At 69.1% G+C, this 17,742-nt stretch carries 15 protein-coding genes; 4 read left to right on the forward strand and 11 right to left on the reverse strand.

Annotation, left to right across the window (positions count from 1 at the left end):
* Positions 1-24: 24 nt before the first annotated feature.
* Genes ACOGI4_RS07970 through ACOGI4_RS07980 form a run of 3 tightly spaced genes read right to left on the reverse strand, consistent with a single transcriptional unit; the run spans position 25 to position 2,245 of the window.
* Positions 25-978, reverse strand: coding sequence for a hypothetical protein (locus tag ACOGI4_RS07970; RefSeq protein ID WP_419841146.1), 954 nt, complete (start codon positions 976-978; stop codon positions 25-27).
* Entirely contained in the window at positions 975-1,793 is an 819-nt protein-coding gene (locus ACOGI4_RS07975; protein ID WP_419841147.1) for a DUF3891 family protein, read from the reverse strand. The genes ACOGI4_RS07970 and ACOGI4_RS07975 overlap by 4 nt, the downstream gene beginning before the upstream one ends.
* A complete protein-coding gene (locus tag ACOGI4_RS07980; protein WP_419841148.1) occupies positions 1,790-2,245 on the reverse strand; it encodes a hypothetical protein in 456 nt (151 codons plus the stop codon). The genes ACOGI4_RS07975 and ACOGI4_RS07980 overlap by 4 nt, the downstream gene beginning before the upstream one ends.
* Before the next feature lie 141 nt (positions 2,246-2,386).
* Here ACOGI4_RS07980 and ACOGI4_RS07985 point away from each other — a divergent pair, with 141 nt between their 5' ends.
* Together ACOGI4_RS07985 and ACOGI4_RS07990 are read left to right on the forward strand one after the other, a co-directional pair.
* Positions 2,387-3,478: a hypothetical protein gene (locus tag ACOGI4_RS07985; RefSeq protein WP_419841149.1), complete on the forward strand. Its 1,092-nt coding sequence runs from the start codon at positions 2,387-2,389 to the stop codon at positions 3,476-3,478.
* A gap of 207 nt (positions 3,479-3,685) precedes the next feature.
* Positions 3,686-4,492 carry an SDR family NAD(P)-dependent oxidoreductase gene (locus ACOGI4_RS07990; RefSeq protein ID WP_419841150.1) on the forward strand — a complete coding sequence of 269 codons (807 nt, stop codon included), beginning with the start codon at positions 3,686-3,688 and terminating at the stop codon, positions 4,490-4,492.
* 9 nt (positions 4,493-4,501) lie between these two features.
* On the opposite strand, the gene ACOGI4_RS07995 is transcribed toward ACOGI4_RS07990, so the two are convergent.
* The 8 genes from ACOGI4_RS07995 to ACOGI4_RS08030 all read right to left on the reverse strand — a co-directional run bounded on the left by ACOGI4_RS07995 (position 4,502) and on the right by ACOGI4_RS08030 (position 15,418).
* On the reverse strand, positions 4,502-7,339 hold the full coding sequence (locus ACOGI4_RS07995; protein WP_419841151.1) for an ABC transporter permease subunit: 2,838 nt from the start codon (positions 7,337-7,339) through the stop codon (positions 4,502-4,504).
* Positions 7,340-7,347: 8 nt separating this feature from the next.
* Positions 7,348-9,381, reverse strand: coding sequence for an ATP-binding cassette domain-containing protein (locus tag ACOGI4_RS08000; RefSeq protein ID WP_419841152.1), 2,034 nt, complete (start codon positions 9,379-9,381; stop codon positions 7,348-7,350).
* A 6-nt stretch (positions 9,382-9,387) separates the two neighbouring features.
* Positions 9,388-10,950, reverse strand: coding sequence for a hypothetical protein (locus ACOGI4_RS08005; RefSeq protein WP_419841153.1), 1,563 nt, complete (start codon positions 10,948-10,950; stop codon positions 9,388-9,390).
* Positions 10,951-11,008: 58 nt separating this feature from the next.
* Positions 11,009-11,296, reverse strand: coding sequence for a hypothetical protein (locus ACOGI4_RS08010; RefSeq protein ID WP_419841154.1), 288 nt, complete (start codon positions 11,294-11,296; stop codon positions 11,009-11,011).
* Positions 11,293-12,600: an acyl-CoA dehydrogenase family protein gene (locus tag ACOGI4_RS08015; protein ID WP_419841155.1), complete on the reverse strand. Its 1,308-nt coding sequence runs from the start codon at positions 12,598-12,600 to the stop codon at positions 11,293-11,295. Before ACOGI4_RS08015 ends, ACOGI4_RS08010 begins: the two co-directional genes overlap by 4 nt.
* Complete coding sequence (locus ACOGI4_RS08020) at positions 12,597-13,331, reverse strand: hypothetical protein (protein ID WP_419841156.1); 735 nt, start codon at positions 13,329-13,331, stop codon at positions 12,597-12,599. The genes ACOGI4_RS08015 and ACOGI4_RS08020 overlap by 4 nt, the downstream gene beginning before the upstream one ends.
* A 79-nt stretch (positions 13,332-13,410) precedes the next feature.
* The gene (locus tag ACOGI4_RS08025) at positions 13,411-14,670 is read right to left on the reverse strand and encodes an FAD-dependent oxidoreductase (protein WP_419841157.1); all 1,260 of its coding nucleotides are present in this window, start codon (positions 14,668-14,670) and stop codon (positions 13,411-13,413) included.
* A 1-nt stretch (position 14,671) separates the two neighbouring features.
* Positions 14,672-15,418, reverse strand: a complete 747-nt coding sequence (locus tag ACOGI4_RS08030; RefSeq protein WP_419841158.1) for an arylmalonate decarboxylase — start codon at positions 15,416-15,418, stop codon at positions 14,672-14,674.
* 142 nt (positions 15,419-15,560) lie between these two features.
* Between ACOGI4_RS08030 and ACOGI4_RS08035 the strand changes: the two genes are divergently transcribed.
* Positions 15,561-16,406, forward strand: coding sequence for a TauD/TfdA dioxygenase family protein (locus ACOGI4_RS08035; protein WP_419841159.1), 846 nt, complete (start codon positions 15,561-15,563; stop codon positions 16,404-16,406).
* Between the two features lie 34 nt (positions 16,407-16,440).
* A complete protein-coding gene (locus ACOGI4_RS08040; protein ID WP_419841160.1) occupies positions 16,441-17,670 on the forward strand; it encodes a cytochrome P450 in 1,230 nt (409 codons plus the stop codon).
* Positions 17,671-17,742 lie beyond the last annotated feature (72 nt).

Raw genomic sequence — 17,742 nt, forward strand, 5'->3', positions numbered from 1 at the left:
GGCTGGTCATGCGGGTTGGGCTGGTCATGCGGGCTCGAAGGCCAGCGTGCCGTAGACGGTGCCGACACGCTGCTCGCCGCGGTACCACGTGTGCAGCACGGCCTTGGCGGTGCCGTCGAGCGCGGCGGCCTCACGGCGCCACATCCGCAGCCCGTCGTCTCGACAGTGGAACTGCCCGCTCAGTGCGCGTCCTCCGCTGAGCGCGGCGCTGCCGACGATGTCGCCTGTCGGGGTCCACACGCTCCATCCGTCCGATGCCATGGTGAACGACGCATCAGCGGCACATCCCAGACCGGCTAGCTCCACGTCGAAGCGGCGGGCCGCCGCGTCGCCGGCGTCGGTGTCACCCTCACGTGCGGTGACGGTCTCGCTGCACTCGACCGTTCCGCATTGCTGGAGACCGGCGTCGAGGCAGTGCAGTCGGCCCGACCATGTGCCCGAGCGCAGCAACAACAGCTCGCCGCGTCCCGCAGCGGGGTCGTTCCGCAGCGCCGCAGGGTCGGGTGCAGGACGGTCGCGGCCATCTGGCCGCGGTTGCTCGCCTGCGTTCGGCGCCGGTGCAGGCCGGCGCCGGTTCTCGCCTACGACGGTCCAGCGGAGCCGCTCGCCTCGGCTGAGCAGCGCCAAGGACAGCTGCCGAGTGCCGTCGGGCAGCATCATCAAGAAGAACCGCTGCGAGAGACCCAAGTCCGGCCAGTAGTTGTGAGCAGCCACCAAGCCCTCGCTCAGCGTCTCGGCGAACCCCACGTTCAGCGGGCCCTCGTAGGTGCGGTGCGGACCCTGCTCGGCAATGGTGTAGGTGCCCGACAACGAGAACGGCCCGTCGAAGCTCACCTCCACGGTCACCCGGCCGGCACGGTCGTCGGCTCGGACCGAGCGGGTGTCGCGCCCGATGCCGGCATAGCGCCCGTCGGCACCGTAGACCTCGGCGTCACCCACCCACTCGCCGATGCCCTGCGAGAACGCCGTCTCGCTCACGCGGAGATCAGGCGCACCGCCTGTGTCTGCACGGGTGTTGCTTCCAGCACTGCTGCGAGGTCGGCGCCGGCCGGCTGGGGCGCCAGGTAGCGGCCCTCGGTGGCAAGTTCGAGCCCGTCGCAGGCGAACGGGAACGGATGCAGCGTGTACATGCCGTCGGACTGCTCGGTGACGGAGACGGTCACGTCGTGGCCGACGCCCTGCGGCACGTTGTGGAACTCCGAGGCACCACGCTCGCCCTCGGGCGACAGGTGGAAGTACAGCGAGAGCGTGTCGAAGAACTGCAGCTGCTTGTACGCGTGAAACAGGTGCTCCTGGGTGGCATAGGTCGGTTCGCTTGTCGCCAGATCTGCGGTGAGGCGCTCCTGGCGGCGCTCCTCGGCGGACAGCATGGCATCCACCTCGGGGCGCAGGTCGTCGGGAATCAGGTCGAGGAAGATCTTGTCGCTGAGTCCGTAGCGTCCGCAGTACAGGCCGTAGGTGTGCATCGAGGAGATGATGCCGCTGAAGGGATGGTGGGCTTCGTTGAACGTCGGCGAGCCTGCCGACGTGCTCACGATCTGCCGCAGCGGTGTGGCCGTCAGGTTGTAGGGCAGCCCGGTGGCCGGGTCCTGGGGCGCGGCGGCGTCGAGGTCGGCCCAGCCGGCGTCGTGGTGATCCACCACGAACTGCATGGGCTCGGCCGGGTCCAAGCCCGCGAAACGGTCGTTGCCGAAGTTGGCGGCCAGCGATCCGGCAAACGCCGTGTGCTGGTGCATGGCGATCACGAACTGCGGCGCATCAGCAGTGCCTTCGGGGGCGCTCTGGACGATCATGGCCGCATGATCCGAGCGAAGTCTTGGACCTGGAACAAGATGGTCTGCCCGTCGCGCACCTTGTGGGTGAGGATCCGGCGGGTGTCGGGGTCCAAGAAGTAGTGGTTGTTGTAGACGATGCTGTTGCTGACTCGGCTGTCGATGGTGAACACGTAGTTGTGCGGGGTCAGCTCGGCGCCTTCGAGGCTGATCTGCTCGCTGTGGGCGAAACACCGCTTGGCTTCGACGCGGATCGGCGTGTCGTAGACCGTCTCGCCCACCCCGTAGAGGTTCTCGAAGTGCTCGTGGAGGTGCCACGTCTCGTCGTCGAGCCAGTACACGTCCATGTGTACAGCGCTGGACTCGAGGAACTCGCCGACAGGGCTGAAGCTCTTGCACAGTCCTTCCCAGCGCCCCATGAAGCACTGATAGGGCCGTGGCGACACCGGGCCGTAGGTCCGTGACTCACTCATGCGGTGCTCACCATAGCCGTCCCGCCCCCGCCCGCCGAACAGTGACGCCCGCCGAACGGCGTCGGCCTAGCGTGATCGGCACAGACCGCCTGCCCACAGCCGCCTGCCCGCCGACTGCTCACCGAAGACCGGGGCCGCGCCATGATCGTTCGAGCATGTCATTTCGCCTTCCACACCGACGAGGGCGCAGCGCTGGCCACGCTGTACTACCCGGGCGACGAGCGCCGACTCGCAGAGGCTCGGCTCACCGGGCAGGTGCCGGCGCTGGAGACGCACGCGCCGTGGCCGCTGGTGGTAGTGATGCCGGGCGTCAACGTGGCGCCCGACGGGTACCGCTGGCTGGCGCGCCGCTTGGTGGCAGACGGGTTGTGCGTGGTGACCTTCGCGGCAATCGGCTCGCTCGGGCCCGCCGGCCGCGGCATCACTCCAGGCATCGACCTGTCCGCCCTGAGTGCCGAAGAGATCGGCACCCGGCCGTCGTCCACCGTGCTCGGGCCGCTGCTCGACTGCTTGCGCGGTTCACCCGCATCGGGCATCACCGAGCATGCCGGGGCGAGCGCTGCAGCCGTCGATGCTGTCCGCGCCGGTGCCGTAGCCCCAGTAGCTGACGGGACAGTGGTTGCCGGCAGCGTGCTGGACGGCACCCCGGCGGCCGGACTCGTAGACCTCGACCGGGTGGTGCTGGGCGGCCATTCGGCCGGCGGAACCATGGCGCTGCACAACAGCAGTCCGGCTTGGGTTCGGGGCCTGCGTGCCGTGTTCGCCTACGGCGCCCACACCATGATGGCATCCGACCTCGGCCACGGCGAGAGCGTCATCGCAGCCGCGCCCGCTGAAGTGCCGGTGCTGTTGCTGTGCGGCGCCGAAGATGGCGTGATCACCGCCAGCAGCGACCGCTACCGCAGCGACAGCAGCGATGGTCCTCACCATCGCCACGATCCCGTCGGACGCACCTTCGCCGAAGCCCTCGGGCGCAGCTGCGGGGACTCGTGGCTGGTGGAGCTGTCAGGCGCCGGTCATTTCGCCGTCTGCCGGCCGGTCGACACCACCAGCGGACGCGCGTTCTTGGAGTTCGGCGCGACACAGGGCGACCCAGTCCCCGACAAAGACGTCCAGGAGCTGCTTGGCGACCTCATCGCAGCGTTCGTCGGCGTGGCGCTCCGTCGGCGCGATGTTGCCCACTTCGAGTCCGTCGTTGCGCATCGGCTGGTGAGCCGCTGGGACCGCCGCTGAAGCCGGCAGTCCGGTGACCGCCGTCGCTGCAGCGTCCGGTGCAGGATCGACGACCGGTTGCAGCACCGCGGTCAGCGACCAGACTTTACGACCAGCATTGCTGAGCAGGCCAGACTCATGGAGCCCAGACTCATCGAGCCCAGACTCATCGAGCACAGTGGCCGAGCTGCACTGCCCAGTACATGGCAGCACCGTGAAGGGGGTCGGGTGACCAAGCGCATCGTGATCACCGGCAGCACCAGAGGCATCGGCAGCGGGCTGGCCCGCGAGTTCCTCAAGCGCCGTTGCCAGGTAGCCATCAGCGGACGCTCGGCCGACAGCGTGGAGGCTGCGGTGGCCGAGCTGGGCCAGTACTACGGAACCTCGCAGGTGTGCGGAGCGCCGTGCGATGTCACCTCCTGCGAACAGCTCCAAGCGCTCTGGGACGAAGCCGCCGCTGCCTTCGGCGGGGTGGACGTGTGGATCAACAACGCCGGTGTGAGCATCGGGCGCCGGCCGCTGTGGCACCACAGCGACGGCGATCTCGCCCAATTGGTCGAGACCAACCTCACCGGCGTGCTGCTGGGCTCGAAGACGGCGATTGCCAACATGGTTCGCCAGGGGCACGGCCAAGTGTGGAACACCGAGGGCTTCGGCTCTGACGGCGCCGCCCAGTCGGGCATGGCCGCCTACGGCGCCACCAAGCGCGCCGTTCGCTATCTGCGCAAGGCGCTGATGGCCGACACCGCCGACACGCCGGTGCAGGTATGCACGCTCTCGCCGGGCATCGTGGTGACGGACTTGCTCACCGGCGACTACGACCTCGCCTCCGAGCAGTGGGCGAAGTCGAAGAAGATCTTCAACATTCTCGGCGACGAGGTACACACCGTCACGCCGTGGCTGGCCGAGCAGGTGCTGGCCGCCGACAAGTCAGGGACGCACGTGGCCTGGCTCACTCGCCGTCGAGCCTTCGCACGCTTCGCGACGGCCCCGTTCCGCAAGCGCGACCTGTTCGCCGGCATCGCCGGCGCGTGACGCAGCCGATCACAGCTGCTTGGGCATGGCGGCACCGCTGCGAGCGATAGCCGCAGGATCGGCACCGAGGTAGCTGCGCACCACCGCCGGGTCGGTCTGCACCTCAGCCGGGGTGCCCTCGGCGATGACCGATCCCACCTCCAGGGCGATCAGTCGGTCGCAGACCGACGTGAGCAGCGGCATGTCGTGCTCGATCACTACCAAGGTCATGTCGCCGGCATCGCGGATTCGGCGGATCACGTCTCCGAGCGCATCGGTCTCGGCTTGGGCGATGCCTGCGGAGGGCTCGTCCATCAACAGCAGCCGCGGTCGCAGCGCCACGTTCGCTGCCAGTTCGACCAGGCGGCGAGTGCCAGTAGAGAGCTGGCTCACCGGCTGGTCGGCCAGCCGTTCGAGACCGAAGAGCGTCAGCATCTCGGAGGCCTCGCCCTCGAGCCGGTGCTCGAGACGCGAGCCGCCGAGCACCAAACCGTGTCGGTTCGCGCGCCGGCAGGCGAGAAAGACAATGTCCCGTGCGGTCATAGTCGGAAACAGCGGAGCGTTCTGGAACGAGCGCACCAGTCCTCGGCCGCTGCGATCCTCGGGCGCAGCGCCGGTGACGTCCACGCCGTCGAACACGACGGCGCCGGAGTCTGGGCGCAGGAAGCCGCCGATCATCTCGAATACCGTCGTCTTGCCGGCGCCGTTGGGCCCGATCAGGCCCAGCGTCTCGCCCGGGCTCACGCGAAAGGACACATCTGCCACTGCGGTCAAGTCGCCGAACTGCTTCGTGAGATGCCGTACCTCCAGCGCAGCAGCGCCCGCGTCGGCGCCGGCAAGCGCGGCCGGCACATCCGCTGACGGCACGCCCGCACCGCGCGATGCGACGATCACCTCCGCCGCGCTCGGTGTGGTCGCGATGCCTGCCGAGTCGGCCGGCGCAGCGCTGCGGGCTGCATCGGACCGCTGTGGCGCGCTGGGGCGGATGCCGTGCAGCCGGGCGATCTGGTCGATCAGGTTGCGGCGGGTGCCGGCGAGCAGGCCGTGGATGCCTCGTGGCTGCTCCAGAATCAGGATCAGCCACGCTGCGTTCAGCCCCGCCAGCGCCGAGAGCTCCAAGTCGAAGTACTCGCGTATGCCGATCAGGTAGGCCGCTCCCAGCAGCGGACCGGTCAGCTCCGACAGTCCGCCGATGACCGCCACCGAGACCACGTTGATGCTGTCGCTCGCGGTGAAGATGCTGCGGCTCACGAAGGTGTTGCTGGTGGCCAGGATCACGCCGCCGATGCCGGCGACCAGCCCGGCGAAGGCGTACGCCTGCAGCAGCAGTCGCCGTGGAGCGATCTGCAGCACCCGTGCGGCTGCCTCGTTGTCGCGGGTTGCCACCAGCGAGCGTCCGAAGGTGGAGCGCCGCAGCACGCTGGCAGCGGCCAGCACCGCCAGGAACGTCCCCAGCGCCACGAAGTAGAACTGGCGGGAGGTGGACAGCTCAAAGCCGATGACGCTGAGCGGACGAGACGACAAGCCGGCGCCGAACGCCCAGTCCTGGCGCAGCAGCCAGCTGAAGGTCGCCAAGGCGAATGCCAAGGTCGCGACCGCGAGCTGCAGTCCGCGCGCTCGCAGGGCCGGAAGGCCGACGACCGCGGACGCCAATGCGCCGGTGGCGCCCCCGCACACCAGTCCCAGCACCAAGCTGCCGGTGCCGGTGGCGACCCGCACTCCGACGATCGCGCCGATGGCGGCGAAGGCCACTTGACCCAGCGAGAGCTGCCCGGCCAGGCCGGTGAGGAAGCTCACCGAGATGCCGATGGTGGCGAAGGCGATCACGGTGGTCAGCACGAAGGCGGACCGGTTGCTGATCCACAGCGGCAACAGCGCAGCGGCAGCGGCGCCGATGCCGCCGATCACCCATCCCAGGTTGCGGATCAGCCACACCTCGCGGTAGTCGTCGGGCAGCCGCAGGCTCAGATCGAGACTGGACCAGCGCTCCGGCTGTTCTCTCCCCGCGCGCACCTGCAGGACGACCCCCACCAGCACCAGGACGAACAGCGCCACCTCGAACCAGCCGGTCGCCTGCGGATTGGTGGCCATGATCTGCTCGAGCACGCCGATGCCCAAGCCTGCTGCGAATGCCGCCGGCAAGCTGGCGAACCGTGCCAAGGCTGCCACGGCGAGACCGCGGATGATGAAGTCCGGGCCCAACGCATCGGCGGTGACCGTCGGCTGATTGCCGATGATGAGCATGGCTGCGAACGCTGCCACGGCGCCGGCGAGGCCCCACGACAGCATCGCCATGCCTCGGGGATCCACGCCGGCCAGCGTGGCCGAGTCCGGGTTGGCTGCCGCCCCTCGGATGGCCAGGCCGTACCGGCTGCGCTGCAGGAACACGTAGAGCCCGCCGACGACGAACGGGGACAAGAACATCAGCGCTGTGGCCGAGGGCGACACGTACACCGTGAAGTCGAAGTCCGGCAGCCAAGGAGGCTGAGGGAAGCTGCCGCCGCCCAGGCCGCCCCGAGAGAACGACAGCGCCAGCAGCAGCAGCGCTTGGGCAGCGCCCAGCACAGCCACCATCGACAGCACCTTCGGGGCTGCTGCCAGCTTGGCCACCACGAAGGCCTCCACGCCTGCGGCCACCAGCGCGGCGACGATCAACGCGCCGACGAAGCCCAGCCAGTACGGCACCCCGTAGTCGCTCACGACCACCGACATCAGCGACGCCGCCACCAGCCCGATCGATCCGTGAGCGAAGTTGATGAACCCGCTGGTGCGATACGCGAGCACCAGACCGATGCCCAGCAGCGCGTAGCCGATGCCGAAGATCGATCCCAGCAGCAGCAGCGGACCCGACACGTCGAACGCGCCCATGGCCGCGCCTACCGATCCTGGGTGAGGGCGTGGGCCAGGCCCTCCAAGTAGGCGGACTGGACCAGATTCGGCCGGTCGCGCAGCTCTCCAGCCGCGCCGGAGTAGCCGATTTCGCCCTTCTCCATGACGTAGGCGTCGTCGGCCACGGCCAGAGCGATGTTGACCGACTGCTCGACCAGCAGCACCGCTGCGCCCCGTTCCGCGATGCGGCGGACCACCGGCAGCAGGTCGGCGATCACCGCCGGCGCCAAGCCCAGCGAGAACTCGTCGATCAGCAGCAGTCGAGGCGGCATGATGATCGCACGCGCCAGCGAGAGCATCTGCTTCTCGCCGCCCGACAGCGTGGCTGCACGCTGCTGCGACCGCTGGGCCAGGCGGGGGAACAGGTCGTAGGCCTCGGCGATGCCTGCGGCTCGACGCGACGCCGGCGCGCCGTGGCCGAACAGGCGCAGGTTTTCCGCCACGGTCAGCGGGCCGACCACGGCCTCGCCGCCGACCACTTGGTGCAGGCCCATCCCGACCCGCCACGTCGGACGGGTTCTGGTGATGTCCAGCCCGGCGTACACGACGCGCCCGCCGATGGTCGGCGCCAGCCCGGAGATCGCCCGCAGCAGGGTGGTCTTGCCGGCGCCGTTGGTGCCCAGCAGTGCGGCCACCGAGCCCTCGCGCACTTCGAGGCCCACGTCGAAGAGCACCTGCACGGACCCGTAGGCCACCGACAGTTGCTCCACCGACAGCAGCGGTGCTTGCCAGCCGGCCGGCGAGCCTGGCCCTGGTCGACGGTGCGGTTGGGCCCCGTCGCGCTCGAGGCTGTACACCCGCCGGGGTGCTGCGGTGGCCCGCGCTCCGGTCACTGCTGTCTGCGCGTCACGGGCACTGGGCGCAAGACGGCGGGTCGTCCAGCCCACCGCCATCAGCGGCAGCCCGAGCCAGGCGACCTTCCACTGGTCCGACCAAGCGCCGATGAGATGCGCGTTGACCAGCGACGCACCCAGCCCGCCGATGCCGACCCACAGCGCTGCCCGAGCGGCCAAGGCTCGGCGCACCGCTGGCACGAACGCCGCGAACGCGGCCGCGTCCAGCCCGGCAGCGGCCAAGCTGAGCGCGCCGCCCGCCACCATCCAGGACGCCACGAGCCCGATGTAGGTGAATGACAGGCCGCCCAGCAGCACCAAGGCGCCGGCGGCGAACAGCTGGGTCCCGACGGCGTCCGCTCGGCGGCCTTCGGTCAGTCGGTGGAGCCGGTGGTACCACGGTCCGAGCGCGCTGATCAGGGCGCCGGCCGCGACCGGCGATGCCAGCACAGCGGCGGTCTGGCTCGGGCTGCGCTGCCATTCCCCCAGCAGCAGCGACTGCGCAGCGTCGGCGCCGCCGATCACCGCAGCGCCCCCAGCGAACGCTGCGGCGTACATCCGACGAGCCCACGGCATGTCGGTGCGGGCTGCGGTGATCTGCGTCTCGTGGTCGTCGTCGTGGGCGAGCGCATGGCGCGCGCCCATCAGCGCGCCTGCGGCGGTCAGCGCGCAGCAGGCCCACAGCAGGTCGCCGTAGCTCGGCGAGATCGGCACCTGCACTGCCAGCGGCCAGCAGGCGCCGACGGTCGCTGCGGCCCAGTACCACGACATCGTGCGGAACCGCACTGCGGGCTGTGAGCTGTTGGCCAGCAGTATCCGGTGCGTCACCAGCGCCGGTGCCGAGCCGGCGGCCAGCAGCATGCCGCCGGCTACGAACAGTGTGAGCTGCACCGTCCAGGCCATCAGGGCCAGCCCGGCCGCCGAGGCCACGCCGCCCGCCAGCAGCAGGAAGCCGGCAGGCAGCCGGTCGCGCAGCCGAGGAACGGTCAGCACGGCGATCAGCGCCGTCGTGCCGATCAGCAGCGATTCGCCGGTGAGCGCTCCCAGCACGCCCAAGCGCTCGGCCATCTCCTCGCGGTGGAACAGCAGGACAGGCACCGGCGAGGCCAGCGCAGCTGCTTGACAGCAGATCGCCGCGAGCGGTCTCGCCTCGGCGGGGCGAGCCCTGCCGCTGTCGGGCGACGCCATTCGGGCTCAGTCGCCGTAGCGCGTCGGGTCGCCGATCAACGCCATGCACTCACAGTCGGGGTCGAACCGGAAGCGCCGGTACAGCGCTCCACCGGAGTAGCTGCCCTCGGTGAAGCTCACCCCGTACACCGAGGCCGCCTCGAAGCTGTCGCCGAGACGCCACACAGCTTCGGAGACCCCTTGCGCGCTCACCTCGGTCACATCCGGCGAGATCGCCCGCAGCAGGCGCAGCACATCGCAGAAGATGAGTCCGGTGCGCACGTTGGCCCGTTCGGAGAACTCCAGCCCGGCGGCGGTGAAGACGTCGAGGCACTCTCGCTCTGCCGGCCCGGCGGGGAACTCGTGCTGGTCGTCGCCCACGTCGTAGCCGGGCAGCACGCTGATGCCGCTGGCGCCCGGCAGCATCTCCGCGAAGTTGAACACGTTGAACTCGGGCGCGTCGTAGCTGGTGATGGCGTACGCGGGAGCGAAGTTCTGCGTGATGCTCGTCTCGATGAACCACGAGACCAGACGCGACCCGCCGATTGCCACGACTTTGTCCACGCCCGCTTCCTTGAAGTTGATGATCGCCTGCAGCTGATCGTTGGCGAACGAGGTGCCGTCGGTCGGGTCGATGGTGTTGTAGGAGGCGACCTCGACGCCGACTTCGGCCAGCACGGGGAGGAACTGTTCCTCGTACACCCGCTGGCCCAGCTCGGACTCGATGGCCAGCACTCCCAACGTCGCGCCCTCGAACCAGCCGTCGGCCACGAGTCCTGCGGCGAGCCCCTTCACCAAGTCGTCGTAGGACGGCAGCAGCGGTGACCAGTAGTACGGCGCCAGCGCTTCGAAGCCGGTCACGTCCACCGGGTACAAGGTGGCGTCGAACATCAGCGTCTGGGCGTTGCGGTAGCAGGGCCGTGCGTTCTCTTGCAGCTGGCCGGTGAGCACGACGGCGAAGGCTTGGTCGTCTTGGGTGATGGCGTTGCACAGGGCTTCCTCGGCGACCGGTCCGTCGGTGATGGCGTTGAAGAGCCGGACCTTGGCGTCGATCTGGCGACCGGCGAAGCCGCCCGCGGCGTTGAAGTGGTCTGCCAGTGCGGCCAGCTGCGCCTCGCGGTCGCCCTCGTCCGGCGTCTCCCAGCCGAAGGCTGCGGCCACCGCTGAGGTGTCGGTGATGATGAACGAGATGGTCACTGCGTCGTCGGTGACGCCTGGAGCGTCGGATCCCGCAGGCGGGGGGCCGGCTGGAGGCTCGGGTTGATTCTCGGCGTCCGCACCGCTGCCGCTTTGGCCATTGCCTGATCCGTCCTCGGACTGGCCGCCATCGGGCGCATCCGGATCCGGGCTCTGGGCTGCGGAGTCGTCTGCAGCAGTCGTCGGCGCGGCCGTCGTCTCCGGCAACGCGCCGTGCGGGTCAGCCGCTTGTGAGCAGGCAGCGACGGCCAGCATCGCTGCCAGCACTGCAGCTCGCCAGCCGAGCCGCCGCACTTGCACGGGTCGGCGCCGCAGCCGGCCCAGCAGTCGGCTGCCGGCGCACCTGCCGCCGTTGGTGGAGCAGTGACCGAAGGTGCTGTCGGCGGGTGGCATGGGGTACCTCGATGCTCAGTCGGCAGGAATCGATGGGGTGAGTCGGCAAGCGAACGGTCTAGCGCGGGCCTTGCTCAATGCGCCCACTGGGCGAACCACGGCGCGAGCCGGTGTCAGCCGCAGCGCGGACCGCAGTTCGGTAGGCCGAACGGCGACGGCCGACCATGTCCAGCGTGAAGTATGCGAGCAGCGTCAGCAGCACCAGCACCGCAACGGTCTGCCCCCAGCGCCCGAAGCTGAGCCACCACTGGCCGAGCCGGTGAAGCGCCTCGTCGTTCATCCCGGTCAGGTACAAGAACACGGCCAGCGAGGGAAAGAACCACGGCCGCTTCGCCAGCCGGTTCACGGCCTGGCACCGGCGGTTGCGAACTGGGCGCCCTCGCGGCCCAAGACGTGGTAGGAGGCTGCCTCAAGGCGGCCACGCTCGGCGGGAAAGCCCTGCACCAAGCCCATGGACAGGTCGCGCAGGCCCCGCGAGATCGCCCCGCTCATGGCCGTGTTGCCGGTGCCGCACGCTTTCAGGGCCACGGTGGCGACCGCGAAGCAGTTGTCGGCGATCTCGCCCTTGGCGATGCGCCAGTTGGCCACCACGTCGTTCTTGGGAATGATGTCTGTCTCAGAACTCTCCAGGAGAATCTGGCGCCGAGCCCACAGGTACGCAGTGTCGAGGTGCGCCCGCATCTTGCCGATCAGCTGGCGATGCAGGTCGCTGCCGCCGATGGGCTCGTCGCTGCCGTGGTAGGTGGTGGACCTCAAGTAGCTCAGCGCGAAGTCGTAGACGGCCTGAGCTGCGCCCACGTACACCGAGGAGAGCGCGACTTGGTTGCCGACGAAGCTGCCGCGGCTCATCTGCGTCATCTTGACGAACGTCCCGGAAACCGTGAGCGCGTGGTCGTCGGGCACGAACGCGTCCTGCAGCACGATGCCGTGGGTGGCGGTGGCTCGCATGCCGATGGCATCCCACTTGGCTCGCTCGCTCACGCCGGGTGTGTCCCGAGGAATCAGGAACATAGCCAGCGACTCCGCCGTGTCGCCGGTGTCGAGCTTGGCGGTGACCAGGTAGTCGTCGGCGACGCCCGTGGCGCAGCCGAACGACTTGACGCCGTTGAGCACCCAGCCGCCGGGCGCACGCGATGCTTCGGTGGCAATGGTGATCGCTGCGTCCTTGCTGCGTACCGACTCGCTGGCGAAATTCGCCACCCAGCGACCCTGCGCGCCCATGCGCCGCAGCACCGTCTCGCCGAATGCCCGCACGTGCGGCACGTCCTCGTCGGCGAACAGGCCGGCATCGGCGGCAGCCAGCGGCAGCAGGCCTCGCGACGATCCACTGCACTGGAAGTAGTAGGTGAGCGAGGTGGATGCGCAGGCCGTGGCCATGGCAAAGGTTGCGGCCGCAAGGTCGCGCAGCCCGCCGCCGAGCCCTCCGTAGGCGGTCGGCACCGTCAGACCCAGCAGTCCGGCTTCTGAGATCGTGCGGACGTGGGCGAGCGGAAACTCACCGATGCGGTCTGCCTCTTCGGCTCGCTCAGCGATCGCCGGCAGCACCGAGTCAACGCGCCGGGCGCGCTCGCGCTCGGCATCGGTCATGTCCTCGATCAGCAGTTCGCCAGTGGCTCGTCTCGCTGCTTTCGGGCTGCGCTCATCTGTCATCTGCTGCTGCGCCGCCGGGCCAACAGCACCGCCGCTGCTGCGACGACTGCAGCCGCGATGATCACCGGAACCAGCCATGCCCACACCGACGTGCTGTCATCGGCCTGAGATGTGGTGTCGGCCTGAGCTGATGCCGGCGTTTCGTCGGGCGCAGCGGTCGTGGCGGGTGGTGCGGTGGTCGTGGGGGCTGCCGTGGTCGTCGGCGCGGCGGTGGTGGTTGGTGCCGCTGTCGTTGTCGGCGCGGCGGTGGTGGTAGGCGCGGCGGTGGTGGTCGTGGGCTCAGGCTCGGGCGCAGCGGCGAAGGTGATCGGGTGAGCTGCGTAGTTGGCGTTCGGCCCGAAGGCATCGCCGGCCACGATGAAGCACGAGGTCGTCTCGTCGCAGCGGCCCGGCACCACGGCCACCGGGTAGTCGTAGGTGGCGGTGCCGTCGTCGCCGATGATCACGGTGTGCTCGCCGTAGTTGCTCAGCTCGCAGTCTGTGGGCCCGACCGCCGGGAAGGCGTAGCAGGTGACGATGGTGGCAGTGTTGCCCGGCAGCCAGCTGCTGAGCATGACGGTCACCACCTCGCCGTCTGCGATGTCCTCGCTCTTGGACAGCTCCATCGTCTCGCCGTTGTGGCCCATGCCGTGGTCTGCCGCGGCCATGGGGGCTGCAGCGAAGCCGGCAAGGACGACGACCGCCGTGGTGACCAACACGCGGCGTGCTGTGGTGGTGAACGTCTCGGACATGACCTCTCCTTTGCGGACTCGCCCGAGTGTCGGCGCCTTGGCGCAGTCTGGGCGAATCGTCCCCAGATACGGCGCAACACTAATTCGGCACGGCACCGCTGGTGGACACCGGCGTGATGCCGCCGTGCCGGACATGGCCGACCTCTTCCAGCTCTGCGCGCATGGCGTGTACGGCGTTGATCATGCTGGCCTGCAGCAGGTAGGCGCGGGCTGCGTCGGGGTCGCCGGCCCGAGCGGCCATCTGATCGAGGGCGCGCTGTCGAGCGGCGCCGTCGGGGGCGGCCAGGCTTACGGCGTTCTCGTGCGTGTGACGCTTCACGTACTCGATGGCCAGCTTCCGGCGCAGCTCGGCATGACGGTCGAGCCGGTCGGCACCGATGTCGCCAAGCAGCACGGCGGCCAGCGACCCGCCGAGCAGCACGGCGTCATGGACACCGCCGTTCATGCCCATGCCCCCGAGAGGATTGTTGATGTGCGCAGCGTCGCCCATCAGCACCACACGGCCGACCACGAATCGGTCCGCGACCCGTTGGTGTACCGAATAGATGGTGCGGTGAGCGACCTCGTAGGGCTCGTGTCGGGCCACCACCCCGTTGAGCCTGCGCTGAGCGCTGCAATCGCTGAGCGCCTCGGCGTCGGTCTCACCGTCGCCGACGGGGAACAGTGCCCGCCACAGCTCCGGCGTGCGCAGCAGCACCAGCCATTCGTCTGGGTCGGAGATGTAGTTGACGTACTCCAGGTCGCTCAGGTGCTCTGCCATCTCGAACGGCGTGGACAGCACCAGGTAGCGGTCCTCGTAGGTCATGCCGTCGAAGCCCAGGCCCAGCGACTTGCGGACCGCGCTGGACGCGCCGTCGGCGCCGACCACTGCGTCGGCGGTGAGCGTCTCGCCCGATGCCAGCCGCACCGAGGCAGCGTCGCCCGCAGCAGCCGCTGCGACTGCCTCTGCGCCGAAGCAGACACGGACATGCTCGGCGCGCTCGAAGCGCTCCAGCATGATCTCGCACAGCTTGTACTGCTCGCACTGGAGCCGGAATGGGTGGCGGGTCACGTCGGCCAGCGAGCCGAGGTCGAACCGGGCCACGACGCCGTTGCGGCGGTCCCTATAGGCGAAACGGGGCGCCACCAGACCGCGCCCCAGCATCTCGTCGACCACGCCGGGGGCGAGTTCTTCGAGCACGTCGAGCGTGGCGGGATGGAAGGTGGAGGCGCGCAGCTGTCTCGGCAGCCGCGGGGCGGCTTCGAGGAGGGTCACGTGGATGCCGCGTGCCGCCAGTGCCGCTGCGGCGACGCAGCCGACCGGGCCTGCGCCCACGACGATGACGCTGGGCGCGGACACGTCAGAACTCGCGGAGCATCGTCCCGTGACCCACGAACTGGTCGTCGATGCCGAGCGTGCGCAGCGCGTGCCACAGGCACACGGCGTTGATGGCCAGCACCGGCTTGCCCAGCCAGCGCTCCGCCTGGTCGGCCACTTCCACCATGGAGAGGTTCGTGCCGCACTGCACGATGGCGTCGATGTCGTCTCCGTCGAGGCGTTTGAGCACGTCCACCAGCGTGTCGGGAGTGACGTCGGCAATGGAGGTCGCCGATTCGCAGCGCAGACCGTGTACGCGCTTCACGTCGAAGCCGCACTCGGTGAAGTAGCCGTACACCTGCTCGTCTGCGGCGGGCTGGTAGGGCGTGAGGCAGGCGATGCGCGACACGCCGAGCCGTTCGAGAGCGGCGTTGCACGACGACGCGCCCGAGGTGATGCCGATGTCGCCGGCGATTTCTGCCACACGTGCCAAGAACGCCGCGTTGCCTTCCTTGCCGCCCCAGAAGGTCTCTGCCGACATGCCCATCAGGATGTGGTCGGGCTTGCAGGTCATCAGGTCGTGAACCGACGGCGGGATGGTCTTGCGTATGAGGTCCAGGAAATGCAGGAACGCCTCGTCGCTGCTCAGGTCGGGCGCCTCCACCAGGAAGCGCCCGCTGTGGAAGGTCACCCCCGGGGGCCGCACCCGGGCGAAGTCGTGCTCCACCACGGTGTTGGTCGAGGGCAGGATGACGCCGATCTTGGCTCGGTAACCCACGACATCAGGCATCTGCTCTTTCCTTTCGGCGGTCGACGTCGCGACGGACAGCATCTCGGCTCGACATCGTCGTGAAGCTCGACAACGGCGTGGCTAATCTACGCGCACGGGCTCGCCCGCGACGTGACGCCGGCGGGGGAACAGGGGACCAGCCATGCGCATCGATGCCGTCACGCCGAAGCACTACGACCGCATCCGCGTCGAGCCGGTGACCGGCACCATCGGCGCCGAGGTCTCCGGCGTCGATCTTCGCGAGCTGGACGACGAGCTGATCCGCGAGCTGCAGGACGCCTGGATGGACCACAAGGCGCTGTTCTTCCGCGATCAGAACCTGACCCACGCGCAGCACGTCGCCTACGGCCGCGCGCTCGGCGAGCTGGAGATCCATCCCTTCACGCGGAACATCGCCGAACACCCCGAGATCATCGTGCTGGAGTCCACGCCGGAGAGCTTCGAGGCCGCCGAGACCTGGCATACCGATGTGACCTTCCGTGAGTGCCCGCCCCTCGGCTCGGTCCTGCTGGGGCGGATCGTGCCCGCCTATGGTGGCGACACCTGCTGGGCGAACATGGAACTGGCCTACGAGCGGCTGCCCGACGACATCAAGGAGCAGATCGACGGGCGCTACGCGATCCACTCGTTCGTGAAGGCGTTCGGCCGCAACATGAGCGAAGCCGAGCGGGAGCAGGCCCGCCACGACTACCCGGACCAGAAGCACCCCATCGTGCGCACGCATCCAGTGACCGGCCGCAAGAGCCTGTACGTGAACCGCCCGTTCACGCTCACCATCGACGGCATGACGCCTGAGGAGAGCCGACCGCTGCGGCGTCGGCTGTACGAGCAGGCGAGCGAGCCGGAGTTCCAGTGCCGGTTCCGCTGGCGGCCAGGCTCGATCGCGCAGTGGGACAACCGTTGCACGCAGCACTACGCGGTGCCGGACCACGGCGGACTGCATCGGCGCATGGAACGGGTCACGCTGCTCGGCGACCGGCCGGTCTGAGCTGCCGCGCCGACGAGCTGCAACGCCCGCTGCTGTGACCTACACCGACGATTCCACCGATGCCTCAGCCGCCGACGCGGCGATACCGCCCGTGCAGGACTTCGCCACCGACTGGGACTTCAACGACCCGGCATGGGTGAACGATCCGTTCCCCATCTGGGCAGACCTGCGAGACCGCTGCCCGATGGGGCACTCGGAGCGGTTCAACGAAGGCGTGTGGCTCCCGCTGCACTACGACGACATCGTCGGCATCGCGAACGACCCCCAGACGTTCTCCAACGTCCACCACGGGATCCGCCGAGGCGGCACCGTGGACCGTGGCTACTTCCCGCCGATCAACTCCGACCCTCCCGAGCACCTCGACATCCGACGCACTCTGCTCCCGTTCTTCGCGCCCAAGCGCATCGAGAGCTGGCGTAGCCACATCGCTGCCGACTGCGAGGCGCGTGCAGCCGAAATAGCCGAGCGGGGTTACGGCGACGCTGCCGTCGAGTACAGCCAGCACATCCCCGTGGGCGCCATTGCCTCCATTCTGGGAATCGACCCTGCTGACGGCGATCAGTTCCGCGCGTGGATCTTCGACATCCTCGCGGCCGGGCCCAACGACGGCGCCGTCATGGCACGGGCGATCACCGAGGTGCGCGACTACATGGCGACGGTCATGGCAGCCCGGCGCGCCGAGCCCGGCGACGACCTGATCAGCCACCTGGTCGCCGCAGAGATGGGCGGTGAGCCGCTCCCGGATCACCTCATCGAGCGAATGTTGGTGCTGCAGCTCGTGGCCGGCATCGACACCACCTGGAGCTCCATCGGCGCAGCACTGTGGCACCTCGCCTGCCACGACGACGACCGCCGCCGGCTCGCAGCAGCACCGGAACTGCTGCCCAGAGCCATGGAGGAGTTCCTGCGGGCCTATGCGCCGGTGAACGTGGCCCGTCGGGTCACCGTCGACACGGAGGTCAACGGAGTGGAGATGCGCGCCGGGGATCACGTGATGATGACGTTCCCCATCGCCTGCCGTGACCCGCAGCGGTTCGACCGAGCAAACGACGTGGTCATCGATCGTGCCGAGAACCGGCATGTGGCCTTCGGCGCCGGCATCCATCGCTGCCTCGGCTCGAATCTGGCACGCCTCGAAATGGAGATCGCACTCGAGACGTGGTTGCGGCACATCCCGGAGTACTCGATTGCGCCCGGAGCGGAGGTCACGTGGTCCACGGGACAGATCCGCGGCCCGCGGTCCGTGCCGATCGTGGTCGGCTGATCCGATTGCCGTCGCCGGGACACGCTGCGACCCCGGCATCGATGTGCCCGTGCCGAGTTCGTCGTGGTGCTG

The sequence above is a fragment of the Candidatus Poriferisodalis sp. genome (genome assembly GCF_965205175.1).
In the GTDB taxonomy this organism is placed as follows: domain Bacteria; phylum Actinomycetota; class Acidimicrobiia; order Acidimicrobiales; family Poriferisodalaceae; genus Poriferisodalis.